The sequence below is a fragment of the Alteromonas genovensis genome, from assembly GCF_010500895.1.
Classification (GTDB): Bacteria; Pseudomonadota; Gammaproteobacteria; order Enterobacterales; family Alteromonadaceae; genus Alteromonas; species Alteromonas genovensis.
Genome location: NZ_JAAAWO010000015.1, coordinates 1 through 22,554, shown reverse-complemented (window position 1 = coordinate 22,554; position 22,554 = coordinate 1). Strand labels below are relative to the sequence as shown.

Here is a 22,554-nt window from a genome sequence, read left to right as displayed (position 1 = left end):
AACAAGCTGCTAAAAATAAAAATGAATTCCTCGGGCACAAAAAAAGCAGTATACCAATACTGCTTTTTTAGAAGACGCGCTTTCGCTAGTCGGTGAATTGCCAGCTAAGTACTTGTATAGCCATAACTAAGTAGGTATACAAAGAATACTCACGCAATTGACTCACAGTATTGTTTGAGTTTAGGTAACTCATCTAACACTTTCGACTCGTATTCAGATTCTATCTGCTCTCTCGCCTGGTCTTGCTTTCTACGCTCTTGCTTTGACAGCTTTTGTCGTGCTTCTAACACGGCAAAACCACTTATCTCTACAAACAAGGCATATGTATGTGGATAGGTTGCTTTAAAATCTGGTGGTTCGTTCAGCGGTAACGCGTTGAGTAAGTTAACAATACGTATAACGCCCTCAGATAAGTCGCATTGCTGCTGCTCCATCGCCTTTGCGATAAGTATCACGCTTTCAGTTATGCTGCTTATACGTGAATTCTTGGCCTTATCCTGTCGAATACCCTGCTGTTTAAGCAAAAATAGCAATTTACCTGCGTAAACACCAAGGCCTAAAATAACTACTAGTGCTACACCAGTTAGTACTACCCACAGCATTGAAATATCCCGTTCTAGTTCTTAAAGTCGTCAATCTTAATAGCGTCTAACTTATCAAACGGATCGCTCTCTTCTTCATCGTCTTCATCGACAATGCCAAGTAGGTCGCACAGTACGCGATGTCGAGCCATTTTTTCATCAACGTAACGCTGCTGTTCTCTAGTAAGCTTTTTATCTGCATCTAGGTTATCTAACAAATCGGCAAGACGTTGATCTGCTTCTAAAGCGGCAAGCTCTTGTGCAGGCGTAGCATACTTTTTCTTTTCAGTAGGCGTTGGTGCAACACCTTTTTCCTTAACTAATGCAATAGGTTTCTTACTGCCTAAACGCGGATCTTTCTTTTCGCTACTTTTTCCGCCACCCGCTTTGCCTTGCTCTACATTATGGCGACTGCCTGCTGGCTTGCCTTTATGTTTTTTAGGACGTGGAGTATCAGATTTTCGATTTTCGCTAGGCTTAAAGTCTGGATCCTTACGAACGCCGATAAGGCCAACTTTACGGGATTTTTTTGAACGTGACATATATTCCAAATAAGAGAATGTGTAAAAGACTTCTCTATTATAGCGCGAATTGCTTAAAGCTTCCTCATCAAAACGACATCACTACTGGGGAATTTGATATCAAAACCATCACGTCGAGCAAGATAAGAAAAGGTACGTTCACTGAAAAAGCTCACATGCGTTGGGTCGTTCTTATAATGCCACGTTGCAAAACGTTCTTTATCAATCACTCTTTTTGTCATAATGGCCAGAATACCATTAGGATTTAGCATGCTCGTTAATATGGACCACTCTTTTGCGGGGTGGTGGAAGTGTTCTATCGCTTCGGTACATGTAATGACGTCAAAGCTGCGGTTTAACACCTCCTCGAAGGGGGCATAGAAAGGATCGTAAATGTCGACATTTAATCCTTCACCTTCCAACATTTTTGCAAGTACCGCTGCTGGGCCACATCCAAAATCCAATGCTGTTTCGCCAGTATTTATAAGTGATAGAAGAGGGTTTATAAGTTTACGTAAAAACTGTTTATAACCATCATCGTCAAAACTGTTTTCGTGTTTATCGTATTCACTTTTCTCGGTATATGCACTAGGTAGAAAGTCGGGATGTACAAATACAAGATAACATTCACTGCATTGTAAATACGGTCTTTTCTTGTCTGTAAAAAAAGGAGTTACAGCGGAGGTAGAGCACAGAGGACATCGCATAGGATTTTAGTGAAACGCTGTTATTACTTCTGTAAGAGATATTACCAAATAAAAGCCCAGGAAATAAAAAGAAAAAAAGGCGATGGTTTGCACCATCACCTTATTTTGAATGAGTGTCAGATGACACCTCTCCCGTTATTTACACATCTTTGTGTTATATGCTTCCCTAGCTGTGCTCCCCTTATTGTTTTTTTTAGCAGAGCGCTATTTTTGTTTTTGGCCTTCTTGGCGCTTTATCCAATCTTCCGTGGGGTATTTTATTATTATTCTTGTTATTTAGTTTGTAAGCCTACAAGGGCAACAACAAACTACGCCGTTAGATTACACTAATAATTCTAAAATACAACTTTTTAAGTAACAAAATTTTAACAACAAAAGAGGTTTTTTAAAAACTTAATGTAAACCAGAGACATAGTTCGACAATATCTCGATATCTTCATCGGTTAATTTCATGGCGATGTCGCGCATCATGCCATTCATACTGTTATGACGCTGACCTGACCGAAATGATTTTAATTGAGAAGCAGTATAGGTTGCGTGTTGGCCACTGATATCGGGGAAGCCTGATAGTGATGAACCATTACCTTGCGGTCCGTGACACGCGATACATGCAGTAATACCACGCTCTTCGTCACCACCTTGGTACAATGCTTTTCCAGCTTCGATGTATTGTTCTGCTGTTTCACCTGGCGTCGCTTCTTGACTAGAGAAGTACGCAGCTAAGTCTTCCATATCTTGTGTAGAAAGAGGTGCGGCCATACCGTTCATCACCGCATTGTTACGGCCTTCTTCGCCACCTGTTTGCGACGCAAGCTTAAACTCGGTAAGTTGTTTAACGAGGTACTTTTCATGTTGCCCAGCTAGCTTAGGGTTCATGTCAATCATACTATTGCCATCAGGGCCGTGACAGGCAGCACACACCGCTGACTTCGCTTTGCCCGCTTCCGCATCGCCTTTTGCTACAGCTGTAGCGCTAAGACCCAGTGACATACAAACCAACAAACACAGTTTTTTCATAAATAATCTCTTAATGGTTCCAACGGCTCACGTTAGATACGTGATATAATCCGTATTTTACACATTTAACGCGTCAGAAAAACCTATTCCATGATAAATCTAAGGGTTTTGGTCTGTTTTAACATTAAAAAGCTGTAAACCAGACGTTATGACGCATGTGGAGGTAAGTCTAGATGTCGTATTACACCAAAGCAAAGTTCTTTACCAGTGCACCTGATATTCGTCATTTGAAAGATGATTCTGGGATAGAGGTTGCATTTGCCGGTCGCTCAAATGCCGGTAAGTCCAGCGCGCTAAACACGTTAACCCGCCAAAAAAACTTGGCAAGAACAAGTAAAACGCCAGGAAGAACGCAGTTAATCAACGTGTTCGAGTTGGATGACAATTTACGTCTAGTAGATTTGCCCGGCTATGGCTTTGCAAAAGTACCTATGGCCACCAAGCTTAAGTGGCAGAAGTCACTTGGTGAATATTTGCAAAAACGCAAATCACTCAAAGGGCTGGTTGTTTTAATGGATATTCGTCATCCGTTTAAAGATTTAGACCAAGACTTAATTCATTGGGCTGTAGACGCTGGTATTCCAGTACTTGCGCTACTGACAAAGGCTGACAAACTTAAATCTGGTAAGCGCAAGGCTCAGTTATTAATGGCACAAGAGGCGGCATTAGCGTTTATGGGCGATGTTACCGTTAATACGTTTTCTTCCTTAAACCGTCACGGTTTGCCTGAACTTGAGCAGATGCTTGATAAGTGGCTTGGTCGCACTACTTCTGACGATGATGAAGCTGTAGCTGCTGAATAAAAAGCAAAAAAAATGCCTCGCTAAAAAACGAGGCATTGAATGAGAGAAAACACATAAAAACCGAAGATATAGAGTGGGTGAAAAACGAAAAGTTCAGAATAAGCAGCAAATAATTAAACATGCTAATTCAGCCTGCGCTTTCGTTACTACCAGAATTTCTTTGTGGCACCTTTTATTTGTGGCACCTTTTATTTGTGGCATTTTTCAACAGGCATAAAAAAACCCCGGTAAATGACCGGGGTTAAAGCAAAGGTTTGAAAACAGCTTTCTCACCTCTGTACCCTACATTGGCAATGTTACAACAAGAGCACAAAAAGGCAAGTATAAATTGTAATTTAATTACCAAATATGGATAATTTACATACGACTTAATTAATTAAGCTGTAATCAAATTACTGAATTGATCAAAGCGTCTGTGCCCAATTAATGAGCTTCATCCCAGTTTTCGCCAATACCTACCTCAACATCCAGCGGCACATTTAGCGTTGCAGCACTTTCCATAAGAGTTTTTATGGTGCTGACATAATCATCAATTTTGTCTTCTTTTATTTCAAATACCAGTTCATCGTGCACCTGCATCATCATAGTGACGTCGTCGCTGGCGTTTTTCGCAATCCAATCGTCCACTTTTATCATGGCCATCTTTATGACGTCAGCCGCTGTACCTTGCATTGGTGCATTGATAGCCGCTCTCTCAGCCCCTTTTCTTCGCGCTCCATTGCTTGCTTTAATATCTGGTAGATACAACCGTCGGCCAAACACAGTTTCAACGTAACCTTTCTCTTTTGCGCTCTCTCGGGTGCTGTCCATATAATCGAGTACACCAGGGTAGCGTTCAAAATACAGGTCCATATATTTCTGTGCTTCGTTGCGTGGAATATTAAGCTGTTTGGCTAACCCGAATGCGCTCATGCCGTATATCAAACCAAAGTTAATGGCTTTAGCGCTTCTACGCTGCTGCGTGGTAACGTCATCAAGGGCAATGCCGAATACTTCGGCCGCGGTTGCTTTATGTATATCCTTTCCATTCGCAAACGCATCAAGTAAGCCTTTGTCTTTCGACAGGTGCGCCATAATACGAAGCTCTATTTGTGAGTAATCGGCTGCGACTATCTTGTTGCCTTTTCTTGGCACGAAAGCTTGTCTAACGCGGCGACCGGCTTCATTTCGAATAGGAATATTTTGTAAATTAGGATCGGTAGAGGATAGGCGACCTGTTGCTGTCACTGCTTGATGATACGACGTGTGAACTCTGCCAGTACGGTGGTTAATCATTTTCGGAAGTTTATCGGTATACGTATTTTTGAGCTTGGTTAACCCTCTGTACTCCATAATTTTCTGAGGTAGTGGATATTCTAATGCCAGTTCTTGTAACACATCCTCAGAAGTTGAAGGCGCACCTTTTGGCGTTTTCTTAACAATAGGCAACGACATCTTCTCAAAAAGAATATGCTGCAGCTGTTTTGTCGACCCTAAGTTAAATGTTTCGCCTGCTTCTTCGTGAACTTCTTTTTCTAATTCTGCAATGCGGGTTGCCAGGTCTTGGCTTTGTTGACTCAACTGTTGGCTATCAATTAACACGCCCTGTTGTTCCATGCGGGAAAGTACACATGCTAGGGGCACTTCAACATCTATAAGCAGACGCTTTAACGAATCAATTGGCTCAAGCTTCTCCCAAATAGCATGGTGAAGACGAAGGGTAATATCGGCATCTTCTGCCGCGTATGGTCCAGCTTCGTCTAAGTTAATTTGATTGAACGTAAGTTGTTTAGCACCTTTACCGGCGATGTCTTCAAAATGAATCGTTTTATGGCCTAAGTAGGCAAGTGCTAACGAGTCCATATCGTGTCGCTGCGCCGTGCTATTGAGCATGTAACTTTCTAGCATGGTGTCAAAGCCAATTCCATTAAGCGTAATGTCATAATTGGCCAGTACATTCTTATCGTACTTAATATGCTGGCCAACTTTAATGGAAGATGGAGACTCTAGGATAGGCTTGAGCGTTTCAAGAACATAATCTCTAGATAGCTGATCTGGTGCATCTGGGTAGTCATGGGCCACAGGCACATAGGCAGCTTTGCCCGGCTCTATACAAAAAGACACACCAACAATTTCAGCATCCATATAGCTGAGGCTCGTGGTTTCAGTATCAAATGCAAACAGCTTTGCTTGTTTTAGCTTTTCCACCCATGCGGTAAATTGTTCTTCTTTAAAAACAACCTCATATTGAGAGCGATCGATTTGCGCATCGTCTGAGAAAACGCTTTCTGATGCATCAACAGAAGAGTCAGACGCGTCGTTTTTAGATGCATCGGATGGTTGGGTATCGCCCGCACTTAGAAGTGCGCTAACCTCTGAATGCCATCGTTTAAATTCATATTCTGCGAATAGGTCGCGCAGGGTTTCATTATCTGCCGACGTTGGCATTAACGCTTCTACATCGTAATCCAGATCTAAATCTATACTGATAGTTGCTAACGTATATGACAGCCTAGCTTGCTCTTCATATTCCGACATTTTAGACGCCATGGTTTTGCTGCCTCGAAAAGACAGATCGGCAATTTTATCCAAGTTCTTGTATATCTCATCGATACCACCGATGCCGTTAAGCAGCGCTTGAGCGCTTTTGTCACCAACGCCCGGCACGCCTGGAATATTATCTACTTTGTCGCCCTTCAATGCTAAGAAATCAATAACCAGCTCGGGAGGAATACCAAACTTGGTATTAACGCCCTCAATATCCATTGCCTGATTTGTCATGGTATTAATAAGTGTGACATGTTGATTGACCAACTGCGCCATGTCTTTGTCACCAGTACTGATAACAGTATCTATGCCTTTCTCGGTTGCGTGTTTAGCCAGTGTGCCGATAACGTCATCGGCCTCAACACCCGATTCAACAATTACCGGTAGCCCCATTGCTTTAATAATAGTGTGCAGAGGTGCTATCTGACTTCTTAGCTCGTCCGGCATAGGAGGGCGATTCGCTTTATATTCAGCGTAAATATCGTCTCTAAATGTTTTACCTTTTGCATCAAATATTACCGCCATATGGGTTGGGTTATATTGTTTGATAAGGCTCTTGAGCATATTTACTACGCCGTAAATGGCGCCGGTATCTTGCCCTTTAGAGTTTGTTAGCGGCGGCAGCCCGTGAAAGGCTCGAAAGAGATAAGAAGAACCGTCAACGAGGATAAAAGGAGACTTTTTAGATTCAGGCATAGAGGATAACTTTCCAACATAGATAATGATCGCAAGGATGCCACAGGAAGGGAAAGATCGCCATATAGGGCTGACAGATAACTAGGATAGTGGGCTGTGGATAACTTTGTGATCTAAATATTCAGACACACTGATCCAATTGATCTCATAAAAATAAAAGATCAAGGCTGAATGCAAGAAAAATAAGGGAATGAAGCAATGATGAGAACACAGCATACCTGCTACAGAACATTCCATTTTATGTGGATAACTTGGTGTACGTGATATTTCGTTTAACCAAATCAGCGCAATAATGTAGCATAAGAATTTACAAAGCATATACGTAATGTTAAGAACTTTTTTAAAAAGTTTGGTTGTTTTATAGCCAAAAATTGCATAAGTCATGAACGACCTAGTCTGGAGGAAAAATATGAAGCAAGTTGCTGTGATTCTAAGTGGAAGTGGTGTCTATGACGGCGCAGAGTTACAAGAAGCCGTACTCACTTTGCTTGCTATTGAATTAGAAGGAGCGTCGTATCAGTGCTTTGCGCCAAATGTAGACCAGCTACATGTAATCAATCACTTAACCGGCGATGTGGTTGAGGGCGAGACCCGAAACGTATTGGTTGAGTCAGCGCGCATTACACGAGGCGACATAAAGCCGTTAACTGAATGCAATGTCGATGAATTTGATGTGTTAGTCTTACCCGGTGGGTTTGGCGCTGCAAAAAACCTATGCACGTTTGCTGTGGAGGGTGCCGACTGTTCATTTAATGAAGATGTGTTGACGGTATGTCAGGCATTTGCAAAAGCCAGAAAGCCAGCCGCCTATGCATGTATTGCTCCTGCACTTGCTGCAAAAGTCTACGGTAACGGCGTAAAACTGACTATCGGCAATGACAAAGGTACGGCAGAGGGGCTAAATGCACTTGGTGCTTCCCACGTTGATTGTGATGTAGATGACGTTGTAATCGACAATGAGGTAAAACTGGTGACTACGCCAGCTTACATGCTTGCAGAAAATGTGTCACAAGCTCACCGCAGTATTTCAAAAATGGTACAAACGGTACTTGGAATGAAGTAACCGAGAAAAATTAGAAACAGGGGGAAAACAAATCGTTTCTCCCTAAGTCATATAGCCCTATAATCGGCGATATAGCGTATTTCGTTTTCTGTTATTTATTCGCGACTTAACATCGTAAGCCATCATAAAAAGAAAGGCATAATAAAATGCACTACCGTGCCATCGTTCGTATTCTAGGGTTACTCATTGCGTTATTCAGCGTCACAATGATACCCCCCGGAATTGTGTCTCTTATTTACCAAGACGGTAGCGGGCTTCCATTTACGCTTGCGTTTATCCTATGCGTCGTGGGTGGTATGGCGTTGTGGTACCCCAACAGACAACAGAAGAATGACCTACGAGCCAGAGAAGGCTTTTTGATTGTGGCACTGTTTTGGTCGGTGCTGGCGAGTGTTGGTGCTATACCTCTGATATTGCTCGAACAGCCTAGCATGACGGTGACCGACGCGTTTTTCGAATCGTTTTCTGGATTAACCACAACGGGCGCTACAGTAATAGAGGGTATCGATTTTCTGCCGCATTCTGTTCAGTTCTATCGTCAGCAGCTTCAATGGCTTGGTGGAATGGGGATCATTGTACTGGCCGTTGCGATACTGCCTATTTTAGGTGTTGGTGGTATGCAGCTATACCGTGCTGAAACACCTGGTCCGGTAAAAGACAACAAAATGACCCCGCGTATTGCTGATACTGCAAAGCATCTTTGGTACATCTATCTATCGATTACGATTGCGTGTGCCGGTGCATATTGGCTTGCTGGAATGAATGTGTTTGATGCCATATGCCATGCGTTTTCTACCGTCGCAATTGGCGGGTTTTCAAACCACGATGCCAGTTTAGGCTATTTTTCAAGCCCAATGGTCAATGTGGTGTGTACGGTATTTCTACTTATTGCAGCGCTTAACTTTTCGCTTCACTATGCTGCGGTAAGCTCTCGCTCTATGCGAGGCTACTTCAAAGACCCTGAGTTCAAAGCCTTTTTTATCATCCAGGCTTCGCTTATTTCTATCTGCTTTTTAGTTCTCACGCTTTCTGGGTATTACAGTTCGGCGGAAACGGCTCTTGATCAGGCAATGATTCAGGCAGTTTCAATCAGTACTACAGCAGGTTTCGCCACCACAGATTTCTCGGTGTGGCCTACGTTCCTGCCTATAATGCTGATTTTTTCGAGCTTTATAGGAGGGTGCGCTAGCTCAACGGGGGGCGGGCTAAAAGTGGTTCGCGTTTGTTTGCTGTTCTTACAGGGAAGGCGTGAAGTCGATAGGCTTATCCACCCCAAGGCTGTCTATGCGGTTAAGTTTGGTGACAGAGCCATGCCTGATAAGGTAGTAGAAGCGGTGTGGGGATTCTTCTCTGCCTACGCCATTGTGTTTGTACTTATCATGATAGGGTTGATAGCCACTGGCTTAGATAATTTAAGTGCGTTTACAGCAACAGCAGCAATGCTTAATAACCTTGGGCCAGGCCTAGGCAGCGTTGCGGCAAACTATGCAGATGTGACTGATGGCGGCAAGTGGCTACTTGTATTAGCGATGGTATTTGGACGTTTAGAAGTATTCTCGTTGCTTGTGCTGTTCTCGCCTACATTTTGGCGAAGCTAAGCCAGTACTTTAAAATCAACATGCCTTAGCCAAAGAAAAACGCGCTGGGCTGAAACAGCTTTTCCACATCGCCGATATACTTCTTATCAACTAAGAATAGAATGATGTGATCGTTAGCTTCAATTTTTGTATCGCTGTGGGCGATAATTACTTGGTCGTCTCTGACTACCGCACCAATGGTTGTACCTGGCGGCAATTTAATATCGCCAATTTGCTTGCCAACGACCTTAGATGTATTTTCATCACCATGGGCAATAGCCTCTATTGCTTCAGCTGCTCCTCTACGCAGTGAGTAAACGTTCACTATGTCTCCACGCCTTACATGGGTGAGAAGCGCTGAGATAGTTGCTTGCTGGGGAGAAAAGGCAATGTCAATTTCACCGCCCTGTACCAAATCCACATAGGCGCCGCGCTGTATCAGCACCATTGCCTTTTTTGCGCCCATGCGCTTGGCGAGCATGGCAGACATAATATTGGCTTCATCATCGTTGGTAACGGCGATAAAAGCGTCGACCTGTTCTATATTTTCTTCGCCGAGTAACTCTGGATCTGATGCATCACCGCTAAACACGATGGTTTTATCCAGGTGTGCTGCGAGGTATTTGGCTCGTTCTGGACTAAATTCGATGAGCTTAACGTTGTGGTTATGCTCTAGCTTTTTCGCCAACCCCGCGCCAATAAGCCCGCCACCTGCAATCATGATGCGTTTATAGCTAGACTCAAGCTTTTGCAGTTCACTCATTACGGCGCGTATGTGCTTCGTTGCAGCAATAAAGAATACTTCATCATCTGCTTCTATTACCGTGGTACCTAATGGGCGTATGGGGCGTCCACGGCGGTATATAGCCGCTACTCGTGTTTCTACATTAGGCATGTGGTCTTTAAGGGCCGACAGGGCATGTCCCACCAACAAACCGCCATAATAGGCTTTTACAGCAACAAGACTTGCTTTGCCTTCAGCAAATTCTACAACCTGAAGTGCTCCAGGGTAGTCAATTAATCGTTTAATGGCTTTGGTGACTAGCTGTTCGGGAGCAATGATGTGGTCAACGGGAATGTCTTGCTGTTTGTAGAGTTGTGCTTGATAAATGATGTATTGCTCAGAGCGCACCCGGGCAATTTTCGTGGGGGTTTTAAACAGGCTGTAAGCAACCTGACACGCTAGCATGTTACTTTCATCACTGTTAGTCACAGCAATAAGCATATCGGCGTCTTCTGCACCCGCACTGCGCAGCACGTCTGGATGAGAGCCTACGCCAGTGACTACCTGCAAATCGAGTCTATCTTGGAGTGAGCGAAGAATACTGGGGTCAGAGTCAATAACCGTAATCTCGTTATTTTCACCCACCAAATTTTCGGCTAGTGTTCCACCGACCTGACCCGCACCCAAAATGATGATTTTCATCGTTATTACTTAGCCTTATTACACCGATTCGCCAGACGACTTTACCAGCCTCGCATAATAGAAACCATCCATTTGTTGTTCGCCAGGTAGAATTTGGCGACCCGGATTTTCACTGGTTTCTGTTTTAATAAGAGGCACTAATGTTGCGTCATCTGTTTCTGCTACAAAGCGTTTAATTTGATCTTTGTTTTCTTTTGGCAAAATGGAACAGGTGGCATACAGCATGGTTCCACCAGGTTTTAATGTTGTCCAAAGTGCGTCCAGTATCTCTCGCTGTAAAGCCGCTAAGTTGTCTATGTCACTGGACTTTCTAAGCCATCGAATATCTGGATGACGGCGAATAACGCCGGTAGCAGAGCAGGGAGCATCTAACAAAATACGATCGAACGGTATTCCATCCCACCACTTTGAAGGATTGGTTGCGTCACCTTGCTTGATGTCGACGTTATGTTTCAAGCGAGTCATATTTTCATGCACTCGTTGCAATCGTTTTTCATCAGCATCTAATGCCAAACAGTAGGACAGTTTTGGCGCTCTTTCGGCAATATGACCTGTCTTTCCACCTGGTGCTGCACAACAGTCTAGAATTCTTTCCCCATCTTGTGGATCTAAGTAGCGAGCGGCTAATTGTGCGGCGCCATCTTGAACAGCAAAAAAACCTTTGTCGAAACCAGGCAGTGCAGTTATATCTTCACGAGACGTCAGTATAACGCCATCAGGGTGGGATTCACTTAACGAAAATTCAATATCGGCCTGAGTTAACAGCGTTGCAAATTCATCACGTTCAATCTGCTGGGTGTTTACCCTTAGCCATATAGGCGCCATTTCATTAGTTGACTGGCGTACGGTATTGGCATCACCTTGGTATGCACTTTCTATGGCTTTATAAAGCCATTTAGGCATTCCGCTATTGATAATTGGATCGTCAATACCCTTATCGATGAGTTCTTCACGTTGAAAGTTTCTTAGTACTGCGTTTACCAACCCTTTTAAGCCAGTGCCTCCCAAGTACGATGCTGCTGCGACAGTTTCTCCAACAGCGGCATGCTTACTGACTCTCGAAAAGGCGAGTTGGTATAACCCCAGCATAATAAGGTGCTCTATCACTTTTTTGTTGCCCTTTAGAGGGCGGTCGAGCAATGTTCTTAGCCAGTGTTGAAGTACGGGAAGTTTTCGCATTACACCCAGTGACATCTCTTGAAGCCACGCATTGTCTCTAGCGTTATGTCGTCGCTGCACACGCTCTAGGCAGTCTCGAGAAGACTTACCTTGCTCTAGTATTTGATAGATAACCCATGCGCAATCTGCACGCAGGTTCTTTTGTTTAGGTAGGGGAAGGGGCTTCACTTATCGCTCTCTTGACGCAATGAGCGGCCTGTTTCAAACCACGCTTTACGTGCGTTAGTAACATCAGCTGCTGGCAAGGGTTTTTTACCTGGAATTTGCAGAAGCGTAATTGTGAGCGCGTCTTTCCCTGTCGCTACGGTTATACCCTCTTTGCCGGAATTAACAATAGTGCCGGGAGGGGCGTCATTGATAAGCGGTTCGACATGCGCCGCCCACACTTTAATATTTTGTTCTTCTACCTTCATCCACGCCACGGGCCAAGGATTGAACGCCCGAATATTTCTTTCAATTTGCTCTGCGCTGTCTTCCCATTTAATCAAGGCTTCTTCTTTAGACAGCTTTTTCGCATGGGTCGCAAGCGCATCATCTTGCTTTTGAGGAATTAGCGTTTCAATGCTATTTAACACATCGACAAGGGCTTTAGGGCCAAGTTCAGCAAGTTTGTTGTACATGGTCGCGCTTGTGTCAAGCGGTGTAATAGGTAACGTGGCTATGTGCAGCATGTCTCCGGTATCTAGCCCTTCGTCCATTTGCATAATGGTAACGCCTGTTTCAGCGTCACCTGCCCAAATTGCCCGCTGAATTGGTGCTGCACCGCGCCATTTAGGTAAGATAGACCCGTGAACGTTAATACAGCCTTGTCTGGGCGCATCTAAGATTATTTTTGGCAGTAACAATCCGTAAGCGACAACCACCATAATATCCGCATCAAGTGCGCAAAGCGTTTGCTGCGCTTCGTCATCTTTTAAGGAGGCTGGTTGGTAAACGGGTATGTTGTGCTCTTGGGCTAATTGCTTTACCGGACTTGCAGTGAGCTTTTTCCCTCGACCGGCAGGGCGGTCTGGTTGCGTATAAGCGGCGATAATATTGTGCTCACTGTCAATCAATGCCGACAAGTGTTTAGCTGCAAAATCCGGTGTACCGGCAAAAATAACGTTAAGTGGCGCTGTCACGATTTTCCTTAAGCTTTCGCTGCTAATCTGGCTTCTTTTTCAAGCTTTTTGCGAATACGCTGACGCTTTAGCGGCGAGAGATAATCGATGAAAAGAGTGCCTTTCAAGTGATCGAGTTCATGCTGTATGCAAATTGCTAACAGACCCTCAGCTTCTAATTCAAATGCGTCACCATTTTCGTCAAGCGCCTTCACTGTGATAGCTTCTGCACGCTCAACTTTTGCATAGTTGCCCGGCACAGAAAGACAGCCTTCTTCGCTTATGGTTTCGCCTTCTTTGCGCGTAATTTCAGGGTTAATGAAAACTCGTGGCTCATCTTGCTCTTCCGATACATCCATAACCACTACTCGAACGTGACGATCGACCTGAGTCGCCGCAAGGCCAATACCCTTTTCGTCTTTCATCGTTTCGAACATATCAGCAACGAGTTGCTTAATTTCATCGTTAACGTCATCTACCGGCTTAGCTACCGTGCGAAGACGCTCATCTGGAAAACTTAATACGTCTAATATTGCCATTTGTCGCTTACTTTGCCTTTTCGCTGTATAAATTCATATACGATCTATTTACCAATGCACTTTACAGTGCAGATTTACTTACTATTCTAACGTATAACACAGACTATGGTGCAGTTTTTTGCTCAAGTCCTTTAAGAATACGTGTAACTGTCGATATAGTGGTATTGTCTTAAAAAGCAACAATAAGTGACAGTGAATCTTTTGCAGGTGGTTAATTTGAAAAAGCGATTATACAAATACGGGCGAGTAATGTTGGCTGCAGCTCTGGCAATTCTTGCGCTACCTGTACTCGCGCTGCAGCTAAAAGACAGTGCACCGCAAACTTATACCGTAGAGCGCGGTGACACGCTGTGGGATATTGCTAGCATCTTTCTTAACGAGCCTTGGCTATGGCCTGAACTATGGCGAACCAATACGCAAATCGATAATCCCCACTTAATTTATCCTGGTGACGTTATTGTGGTTGGCATGATAAATGGGGAGCCAGTGCTTTCCATCGCCAGAGAGAAACCCTTAGTTTCACTTTCTCCTCAAACAGAAAAACGGGTGAAACCCTCGCCCATTAATACATTGGCCTGGAGCGAGATAGCACCATTTATTAATCAGCACACCATAGTTGATAAAGACAGTTATGAGGTTCTACCGCGAGTGCTTGGCAATAAGGACGCAAATGTTCGGTTTGCCGCCAATAATCTCGTGGTCAGCGAGCCTCAATACAATACCCCAGACCAGTTACGTATCGTAAGAAAGCAATCTATTATAAAAAACCTTGATGGCCGCGAGCTGGGCGTTCAAATCTCACACGTTGCAGATGCGTCAGTGTTTAAAGAATCGATAAGCGATGACTCAATGCTGTTGTCGCTAACCGCCTCGACACAAGAGACAAACCTGGGTGATAAGATTTTTAACGGCGACTTTTCTCATGAGAAAAGCCTGGTGCTTAAGCCCGCGAAGGCTCAACGAGGCTTTGTCGTTGGCGACCTGCACGACCATGATTTACTCGGTAAATACGACGTGGTGATTTTAGATTTAGGTAACACTGAGGTAGAGCCGGGCACCGTAATGGGTGTGTACGCGAAAGGGCCATCAATTATTAACGATGAATTGCCAAAATATACAAACAAATCAGACATGCAAAAAAGTAGAGACTGGTTTGCTAACACCGTTGAACAACCCGCACTCAAGGTGGGAGAGATCATCATTTACAAAACCTTTAATGCGGCAAGCTATGGTTTGATCACGCGGGCGAACACGGGTATTCAACGCGGCTTTATTGTTGCTCACCCCTAACGTTGTGCTGTAAACATTGCCGCACCGACTTGGAGCGGCAATGCATCACAATTCTGCATCTATTTCAGCACAATCAATGGCGTGGATACGTCTGGCCTCGGCATACAGCGTCGCTACAAAAAAATGGCTGACGTTACTTAGTGAGCTTAACTGCAATCCAGAAGCGCTTCTTACATCAAAAAGCAAAGCCTCTTTTCTAAAAAGCGCGCCAAAAACTGCAACCCATTTATTCGACAAAATTTCTGAACAATCAGTCAAAAAAGCACTGATGTGGTTAGATGCAGAAACAGAGCGACATATAATAACGTTCGGGTGTTGTGAGTATCCAGAAATGCTCAAAACGTTAGATAGCCCTCCGCTTGTTCTTTTTGTCATTGGAAATCCGCTGCTCTTGCAACAGCCTCAAGTAGCAATGGTAGGGAGCCGCCGTGCTAGCCATCAGGGAAAAAGCATCGCTGAAGATATGGCAACAGCACTTGCTGATGCAGGAATAACGGTGACCAGCGGCATGGCGCTGGGAATTGATGCCGCAGCCCATAAAGGTGCGCTTAAAGGACTAGGCAAAACAGTCGCCGTAATGGGAACAGGCCCAGATACAATTTACCCCTATAAGCACAGGCCATTACATGCTGATATAATTAATGCTGAAGGCGCTGTAATCACAGAGTTCTTCCCCGGTGTGCCCGCTAAAGCTTGGCATTTCCCAAGAAGAAATAGATTAATTGCTGCAATATCGCTTGGAACGCTGGTGGTTGAGGCAAAAATTAAAAGTGGCACCTTGATTACGGCGAATTTGGCCGCAGATCTAGGGCGAGATGTTTTTGCCATTCCCGGAAGCGTATATCATTCTTATTCTGAGGGTTGCCATTGGTTAATCCAGCAGGGTGCTAAATTAGTGACTAACGTCAATGATATCTTTGACGAACTTGCTATAGAGCCCTTGTGCACGAGGAATATCGTTAATGTTGAGAATGAAAAAAGTGAAGTGAATAGCTTGGCAACTGACAAATTATTAGCTAGTGTGGATTACGACGTTACCGCAATAGATGTTATAGCGCAGCGCGGCTCCATGCCTGTACAGCAGGCAATGGCATTATTATTAGAATACGAGTTGTGCGGTTTAGTAACTGCTGTCCCTGGCGGTTACATTAAATTGAGGGGCAAATAAAATGTTCGATATCCTCATGTATCTGTTTGAAAATTTCATCCATAGTGAGACTGAAATTCGTGTCGATCAAGACGAATTGACCGACGAGCTCGTGCGCGCAGGTTTTCATCACGATGAAATATATAAAGCGCTTGCATGGCTAGAAAAGCTAGCCGCCCTGCAAGAGACAGACATCAAGCCTTACTTTTGCAAAGGGATTAATACAAGCTTAAGTCGAATCTATACCCATGAAGAGCAAATGCGCTTGGACGTGGAATGTAGAGGATTTCTGATGTTTCTTGAGCAAGTGAATGTGCTCGATGCATCTACCCGTGAAATGGTGATAGACCGCGTTATGGAAATAGATTCTAACGAGTTCTGTTTAGAAGACCTAAAGTGGGTGGTATTGATGGTTCTATTCAATGTGCCGGGTAAAGAAAAGGCCTATGCGCAAATGGAAGATTTACTCTTCGAAGAACCAGATGGTGTTTTACATTAATCTACATGCGTTATTATTACTAGGGCTCTCTTTGCAGGCACGGTGCTTACAATGCCTGCTTAGCAAAGGGAACGCTTCAAAGTGTGTGTTATAAACCATCATGTCTAAAATTGACCACTCGTTATTTTCTGCTCATGAGCACGCATTAGAAGAAAGCTTTGGTGACTGCCCTGAATGCGGTAAGCCACTTCATATAAAAAATAGTAAAACCGGCCCTTTCATAGGGTGTACCGCATATCCTGAGTGTCACTTCAGTAAACCGTTACATGACAATCAAACCGCTCTACTCAAAACGTTAGACGGCGTAACGTGTCCCGACTGCCAATCAGAGCTTGGGATTAAAAAAGGCCGTTATGGCATGTTTATCGGTTGCACTAACTTTCCTTCGTGTCACTTTATTGCCCCGTTGAAGCAGCAGGAAGAAACCCAAGTTCGATGCCCTAAGTGTCAGTCAGGCGAACTAATTTCTCGCACCAGTAAGTTTGGAAAGCAATTTTTTGCGTGCAATCATTATCCTAAATGCCGATATGTGCTAAATTTCCAGCCAGTCAATGAGCAATGTCCAGAGTGTGGTTGGGGCGTATTGATTGATAAGAAAGGTCAATATGTTTGCCCTCAACCAACGTGCGGCTTTAAACAATAATCACCATCTAGAGATAACTATAAATGTCTGATACCCAAAAAGGGCAAGTGGATATATACAATCCAGTTGAGGTCGAGCAGACCACGGCTGATCCTGTTGTGGAAGCATTTCACGCTGGTAAGTTACTGGTTTACCCAACTGAAGCCGTTATGGGCATTGGATGTGACCCCGATAATAAAGAAGCCGTGGAGTTACTGCTTCAAACTAAGCAACGTTCTGTTGAGAAAGGCGTTATTCTTATAGCTGCCAACTATAGTCAGCTACTGCCTTACGTAAATGACGAGGCGGTATTACAGCACAGACGTACTGACATCTTTTCAAGTTGGCCAGGTCCTATAACGTGGCTGCTGCCAAAGTCAAAGGCGGCACCGCACTGGATTACAGGCTCGCACGATAAAATAGCAGTGCGTGTGACTAATCATCCATTGGTTGCGGACTTATGCAATAAGGTTGGTAAGCCTATTGTATCTACAAGCGCAAATTTGGCAGGAGAATCACCTACACTTTCTATCGAAGAAGCAAGAAGCGTATTTGAAGACAGTGTTACTTACGTAAATGGTGAAGTCGGTGGCAATAAAAAACCAAGTACAATTAGAGACGGTGATACGGGAGAAATAATAAGATCATGAAGCCAGCACAATTACTTGATGGTAAAAAGGCAGCCGATGTTATTGAAGCAGTTAAAGCGTATTTATTAAATCTTCAAGACACAATTTGCCAAACCATAGAGTTGGCCGATGGAAAAGGGCAATTTACCGAAGATAGTTGGGTGCGAGAAGAAGGCGGCGGTGGCCGTTCTCGCGTGATGAAAAATGGGGCTGTAGTGGAGCAGGGCGGTGTGAATTTTTCACACGTTTTTGGTAGTCAAATGCCTGCATCTGCAACCGCTAATCGACCTGAGCTAGCCGGCAGAAATTTTCAGGCAATGGGCGTATCACTCGTCATTCACCCGCATAACCCTTACATCCCTACTTCTCATGCCAATGTACGATTCTTTATAGCCGAGAAAGAGGGTGAATCGCCAATATGGTGGTTTGGTGGTGGATTCGACCTAACGCCCTTTTACCCGTTTAAAGAAGACGTGCAACACTGGCACGATACCGCTAAAAAACTCTGCGCGCCTTTCGGTGAAGACGTCTACCCAAAGTACAAAGAGTGGTGCGATGATTACTTCTACTTGAAGCACCGCAACGAGACTCGTGGTGTAGGCGGGCTCTTTTTTGATGATCTTAATGCATGGGGGTTTGACCAGTCTTTTGCCTTCATGCAAGCAGTGGGTAATGGCTACATTGATGCGTATGTGCCCATTATTGAACGACGTAAAAATACGGCATACGGTGAAAGAGAGCGTGATTTCCAGCTATACCGACGAGGGCGCTACGTTGAATTTAACTTAGTATTCGATCGTGGCACGCTGTTCGGTTTGCAGACAGGAGGAAGGACAGAATCAATTTTGATGTCGATGCCCCCATTAGCTCGCTGGGAATATTGTTATTCACCGTCACCAGGCAGCGCAGAATCGAAACTTACCGATTGGTTAAAGCCAACGAATTGGTGAGCATCCACGGCGTAGGGTTGAGTGCGGGCTGAGTGTCAAATGGAGTCTTTGACCGACTTCCAGAACAGCTAAAGCCGCACGGTACCGACCTGCGGCTTTATTTTTTAGTCTCGTCCTTCTCTAAATTACTCGCTTCCCTAGCGAGTTAAGTAACCTGAATCCCTGTTAAAGTAAGAACAAAGCGGTTCATCTCCAACGATTGATCTATATCAACCTGCGCTGCTATGTTCATTCAGCGAGCTAGGTATATTGCGCTAGATCAATTCCTTGTGTTCCAAAGTGGGTAAAGTGGCGTCATCTTATTTAAACACACGAGAGACACACAATGCGTACACATACTCTTTCAGCACTTTGTCTTACTTTGGCAGCTATTGCCCCTTTTGCTAATGCTCATCAGCAAGGTGATTTACTTGTTCGCGGTGGTTTAACGACAGTCGCACCCGACGAGTCTACTTCAAATATTTTAGCGGGTGGCGCAGACCTAGGCGTTGCCCTAAATATCGGTAACGACACTCAGCTAGGTCTCAATATCGCTTATTTTATTACTGATAATATTAATATTGAATTACTAGCGGCCACGCCCTTTAAGCACGATGTCGAATTTTCGGTACCAGACCCACTAGGTACAGGTAACCAACTTGGTGAAGTCACGCACTTACCTCCCACCCTTACCGCAAACTATTATTTTAATGATGCCAGCTCAGCGTTTCAGCCTTATGTAGGAGCGGGTATAAACTATACCTTTATCTTTGATGAAGAATTTACATCGGCTAACAACAACGCTGGATTAAACGATTTATCCCTTGATAATTCTTTAGGGTTATCAGCACAAGTGGGTATGGATTATATCGTTGATGACAAGTGGCATGTGAACGCAGCGGTGCGCTTTATTGATATCGATACTGAAGCAACTTTTAACGTGGGCGATGCAAGCGGTGCGGTGGAAGATATTGAAATTGACCCTTGGGTTTACACTATATCTGTGGGCTATACCTTTTAGGAAGTATTTTTAATGCAACCCTTGCAGCAGCATTCAAAGTAAAAGCGTGGGTTTTTAAAGCGAAGCATTGCACTACGACAAAGCCGATAAGAGCCTCATCAATGAAAGAAGACTTGCGCGTTATCATTAGGTCAATACGGCCTATTGATAACGCGCTTTTTTATTCTGAATTGATCATATGTTCTGCTAATTGGTCTAGCGACTGAAGCAGCTGATTGGCGAGCAAAATATCATCGGTGGTGGCAAACATTGCCTTTCTCATGCAGTACATCCACTGTGCTTTTAAATTTGGCGTGACAGAAAACGGCAAATGTCGAGCTCTTAATCTAGGATGACCAAATTGCTGTTGATAATCATCGGGCCCTCCCATCCATAAACTTAAATAGAGAAAGAAAACATGCCGAATTTTATCGAGAGGCATGGGGTGCATAGCCAATAACTCTGATGCTATCGGATCGGTCTCCATGGTATCGTAAAACCGGTTGGCTAATTCTCGAACCTTATCTTCTCCACCTAAGCGATAATATGGTGTAGTCTCATTAACCTTATTGTCGCCTTTTCGTTTTGTATTAAAGAAGTCACGTATTCCCATGAAAAAATTCGCCGTATTTGGAAACCCTATTGAGCAGAGTTTATCACCAACCATTCATCAAATGTTTGCTCAGCAGTGTGATGAAGCCATTTCATATGAAAAAATATTAGCGCCAGAGGGTGGCTTTATCGCAAAGGCGAGGTCTTTTTTGTCACAACCAGACGCTGTAGGCTGTAATGTCACCATGCCGTTTAAGCTAGATGCATTCAATATGGCGGTGGTCGACGATCAGGCTGCGAAAGATGCCAAAGCAGTAAACACACTGATGAAGGTGTCTAATGGCAGTAATGAAACTAATGCAAAAAACAATATAAAAGGCTTTAACACCGATGGAATTGGACTGGTAAACGACCTTTTAAATAATCATATCGAGCTTAAAAATAAAAGAGTGCTGTTAATAGGGGCCGGTGGTGCGGCGCGAGGCGTGATATCACCTTTGATAGAAGCCTCTATTGCGCAATTAACTATTGCCAACAGAACCAAGGAGAAAGCACAGCAGGTGGCAGATGAAACCGGGCACTCCAATATAGAGGTTGTCGCATTAGAAGATGTTAGCAATGTAAGACCCCATATTATTATTAACTCTACTGCGGCTAGTCTGGATGGCGAGTTACCTTGTGCTATGTCTCTGTCGTTGTTGGAAGAATGCGATGTGGTGTACGATATGGTTTATAAGAACTCTCCAACAGTGTTCATGCGAGAGGCAAGGTCTCAGGGCGTACCAAAAAGTTTAGACGGGTTGGGTATGCTAGTAGAGCAGGCAGCTGCCGCCTTTACTATTTGGACTTCAAAGCAACCAGACACCAACGCTGTGGTGACAAAGTTGCGAGAACTTATAGAGAATTCGTAGAAAGTCTTAAAAGAGTGAAATACATAGCTTTAATGCGACGTTTCTATATATCGCGTCTACAAAACGTTTCTATTAAATGCTGTGATACAAAATAGAGACATTACAAATGTGGTTCACTCTTTCTCAGCTAATACTGTTACAAAGCGTACTTATAAAAGGGCGTTTGCTGAACGCCCCTTTATACAGATACTTGTCTGTGCTGTAGCTACCTAGAGGCTATCTTCTATATACTCGTCTTTTAACATAACGTAATTAATCGCAGACTGTTTTAAGAAGGCCGACTCACTGTCTTTTAATGGACGTTTCTTTTGCATAGGGTTGCCGACATAAAGATAGCCACTTTCTAATCGCTTATTAGGGGGCACTAAAGTCCCTGCGCCGATGAACACATCGTCTTCGACAACGGCTCCGTCCATAATAATCGCACCCATACCAACGAGAATTCGATTTCCCAACTGACAGCCGTGCAGCATACATTTATGTCCCACGGTGACGTCATCTCCAATAATAAGGGGAAACCCCTCAGGAAATTGCGTCGTTCGGCGAGTAACATGAAGTACCGAACCATCTTGGACATTCGTTCTCTCGCCAATCTGTATCTTGTTTACGTCTCCTCTAGCGGCGACCAGCGGCCAGATACTGCTATCATCACCAAGCGTTACATCACCAACCAATACTGAAGAGTCATCAATATAACAGCGCTCTCCTATATTAGGCGCAACTGATTTATATGTACGTAATGCCACAATACTTATCCTTTCTTAAAACGTAGGGGTGTAGAACTAAACTAACTATGCGAACTATAGATATAGAATAATCGCTATTTCACGTCATTTATACGTTATAAGTCGTATTGCCGTTATATAAATATTCCCCTCGGCACGCTAATTGGTTTACCTCAATAACAGAATAACGGTAAAAACAGAGCGAATATTGCGCGTTGTGTGGGATATTTGAGCGAGCAGACGAAATATGACAGTTTTTTGAAAATACTTGTTGACGTGAGCGCTCAGATCCCTAAAATGCGCATCCGCTTCGGGGGAAAAGCAAAACGACTTACCCAGCTCTTAGCAAGAGAAGCAAGTCTTTACTAACCGTTAAGGCCAGTAAAGGCGGGAGTTTCGAAGTTAGCCTTAAGAAAATAAATTTTCAAAAAGTGTTGACAGCAAAAACTTCCAGCGTATAATGCGCACCTCACTCAAACGGAGTGAGTCACCAAGAAGCAACGGCTTACGGTGAG

At 44.0% G+C, this 22,554-nt stretch carries 22 protein-coding genes; 11 read left to right on the top strand and 11 right to left on the bottom strand.

Features of this window, described 5'->3' with window-relative positions; all coding sequences use genetic code 11:
* Positions 1-149 precede the first annotated feature (149 nt).
* The 4 genes from GTQ48_RS16090 to GTQ48_RS16075 form a co-directional block, all read right to left on the bottom strand.
* A complete protein-coding gene (locus tag GTQ48_RS16090) occupies positions 150-602 on the bottom strand; it encodes a DUF2489 domain-containing protein (RefSeq protein ID WP_163107585.1) in 453 nt (150 codons plus the stop codon).
* A gap of 14 nt (positions 603-616) precedes the next feature.
* The gene (yihI, locus tag GTQ48_RS16085; protein WP_163107584.1) at positions 617-1,123 is read right to left on the bottom strand and encodes a Der GTPase-activating protein YihI; all 507 of its coding nucleotides are present in this window, start codon (positions 1,121-1,123) and stop codon (positions 617-619) included.
* 53 nt (positions 1,124-1,176) lie between these two features.
* A complete protein-coding gene (locus tag GTQ48_RS16080; protein WP_163107583.1) occupies positions 1,177-1,809 on the bottom strand; it encodes a class I SAM-dependent methyltransferase in 633 nt (210 codons plus the stop codon).
* Positions 1,810-2,202: 393 nt separating this feature from the next.
* Positions 2,203-2,826, bottom strand: coding sequence for a c-type cytochrome (locus GTQ48_RS16075; RefSeq protein WP_163107582.1), 624 nt, complete (start codon positions 2,824-2,826; stop codon positions 2,203-2,205).
* A 173-nt stretch (positions 2,827-2,999) separates the two neighbouring features.
* Between GTQ48_RS16075 and yihA the strand changes: the two genes are divergently transcribed.
* Positions 3,000-3,629, top strand: a complete 630-nt coding sequence (gene yihA, locus GTQ48_RS16070; RefSeq protein ID WP_163107581.1) for a ribosome biogenesis GTP-binding protein YihA/YsxC — start codon at positions 3,000-3,002, stop codon at positions 3,627-3,629.
* 423 nt (positions 3,630-4,052) lie between these two features.
* On the opposite strand, the gene polA is transcribed toward yihA, so the two are convergent.
* Complete coding sequence (polA, locus tag GTQ48_RS16065) at positions 4,053-6,851, bottom strand: DNA polymerase I (RefSeq protein WP_163107580.1); 2,799 nt, start codon at positions 6,849-6,851, stop codon at positions 4,053-4,055.
* 409 nt (positions 6,852-7,260) lie between these two features.
* Here polA and elbB point away from each other — a divergent pair, with 409 nt between their 5' ends.
* Positions 7,261-7,914, top strand: a complete 654-nt coding sequence (gene elbB / locus GTQ48_RS16060) for an isoprenoid biosynthesis glyoxalase ElbB (protein WP_163107579.1) — start codon at positions 7,261-7,263, stop codon at positions 7,912-7,914.
* Between the two features lie 146 nt (positions 7,915-8,060).
* Positions 8,061-9,512 (top strand): TrkH family potassium uptake protein, encoded by a 1,452-nt coding sequence (locus GTQ48_RS16055; RefSeq protein WP_163107578.1) that lies wholly within the window; start codon positions 8,061-8,063, stop codon positions 9,510-9,512.
* Between the two features lie 25 nt (positions 9,513-9,537).
* On the opposite strand, the gene trkA is transcribed toward GTQ48_RS16055, so the two are convergent.
* From trkA to def, 4 genes are read right to left on the bottom strand one after another with little or no spacing between them, the layout of a single operon-like run.
* A complete protein-coding gene (gene trkA / locus GTQ48_RS16050; RefSeq protein ID WP_163107577.1) occupies positions 9,538-10,917 on the bottom strand; it encodes a Trk system potassium transporter TrkA in 1,380 nt (459 codons plus the stop codon).
* Positions 10,918-10,935: 18 nt separating this feature from the next.
* The gene (rsmB, locus tag GTQ48_RS16045; RefSeq protein WP_163107576.1) at positions 10,936-12,264 is read right to left on the bottom strand and encodes a 16S rRNA (cytosine(967)-C(5))-methyltransferase RsmB; all 1,329 of its coding nucleotides are present in this window, start codon (positions 12,262-12,264) and stop codon (positions 10,936-10,938) included.
* Positions 12,261-13,217 (bottom strand): methionyl-tRNA formyltransferase, encoded by a 957-nt coding sequence (gene fmt / locus GTQ48_RS16040; protein ID WP_163107575.1) that lies wholly within the window; start codon positions 13,215-13,217, stop codon positions 12,261-12,263. Before fmt ends, rsmB begins: the two co-directional genes overlap by 4 nt.
* Before the next feature lie 8 nt (positions 13,218-13,225).
* Entirely contained in the window at positions 13,226-13,735 is a 510-nt protein-coding gene (def, locus tag GTQ48_RS16035) for a peptide deformylase (RefSeq protein WP_032095215.1), read from the bottom strand.
* A gap of 207 nt (positions 13,736-13,942) precedes the next feature.
* On the opposite strand from def, the gene GTQ48_RS16030 reads away from it, so the two are divergent.
* The 7 genes from GTQ48_RS16030 (at position 13,943) to GTQ48_RS16000 (ending at position 19,872) form a co-directional block, all read left to right on the top strand.
* Complete coding sequence (locus GTQ48_RS16030; protein WP_338023347.1) at positions 13,943-15,025, top strand: LysM peptidoglycan-binding domain-containing protein; 1,083 nt, start codon at positions 13,943-13,945, stop codon at positions 15,023-15,025.
* A 40-nt stretch (positions 15,026-15,065) separates the two neighbouring features.
* Positions 15,066-16,193 (top strand): DNA-processing protein DprA, encoded by a 1,128-nt coding sequence (gene dprA, locus GTQ48_RS16025; protein WP_163107574.1) that lies wholly within the window; start codon positions 15,066-15,068, stop codon positions 16,191-16,193.
* Position 16,194: 1 nt separating this feature from the next.
* Positions 16,195-16,671, top strand: coding sequence for a DUF494 family protein (locus GTQ48_RS16020; RefSeq protein WP_032095212.1), 477 nt, complete (start codon positions 16,195-16,197; stop codon positions 16,669-16,671).
* A 100-nt stretch (positions 16,672-16,771) separates the two neighbouring features.
* The gene (locus GTQ48_RS16015) at positions 16,772-17,314 is read left to right on the top strand and encodes a DNA topoisomerase family protein (protein ID WP_163107573.1); all 543 of its coding nucleotides are present in this window, start codon (positions 16,772-16,774) and stop codon (positions 17,312-17,314) included.
* 23 nt (positions 17,315-17,337) lie between these two features.
* Positions 17,338-17,943: an L-threonylcarbamoyladenylate synthase type 1 TsaC gene (gene tsaC, locus GTQ48_RS16010; protein WP_163107572.1), complete on the top strand. Its 606-nt coding sequence runs from the start codon at positions 17,338-17,340 to the stop codon at positions 17,941-17,943.
* A complete protein-coding gene (gene hemF / locus GTQ48_RS16005; protein ID WP_163107571.1) occupies positions 17,940-18,872 on the top strand; it encodes an oxygen-dependent coproporphyrinogen oxidase in 933 nt (310 codons plus the stop codon). The genes tsaC and hemF overlap by 4 nt, the downstream gene beginning before the upstream one ends.
* A gap of 325 nt (positions 18,873-19,197) precedes the next feature.
* Positions 19,198-19,872, top strand: coding sequence for an OmpW family outer membrane protein (locus tag GTQ48_RS16000; protein WP_163107570.1), 675 nt, complete (start codon positions 19,198-19,200; stop codon positions 19,870-19,872).
* 160 nt (positions 19,873-20,032) lie between these two features.
* Here GTQ48_RS16000 and GTQ48_RS15995 read toward each other — a convergent pair whose 3' ends face one another.
* Positions 20,033-20,464 (bottom strand): group II truncated hemoglobin, encoded by a 432-nt coding sequence (locus GTQ48_RS15995; protein ID WP_163107569.1) that lies wholly within the window; start codon positions 20,462-20,464, stop codon positions 20,033-20,035.
* Here GTQ48_RS15995 and aroE point away from each other — a divergent pair.
* On the top strand, positions 20,463-21,314 hold the full coding sequence (gene aroE / locus GTQ48_RS15990; RefSeq protein ID WP_163107568.1) for a shikimate dehydrogenase: 852 nt from the start codon (positions 20,463-20,465) through the stop codon (positions 21,312-21,314). The two genes, GTQ48_RS15995 and aroE, sit on opposite strands and share 2 nt — an antisense overlap.
* A 209-nt stretch (positions 21,315-21,523) precedes the next feature.
* Here the strand turns inward: aroE and GTQ48_RS15985 are convergent, their stop codons facing one another.
* Complete coding sequence (locus GTQ48_RS15985) at positions 21,524-22,060, bottom strand: DapH/DapD/GlmU-related protein (protein WP_163107567.1); 537 nt, start codon at positions 22,058-22,060, stop codon at positions 21,524-21,526.
* Positions 22,061-22,554: the final 494 nt, after the last annotated feature.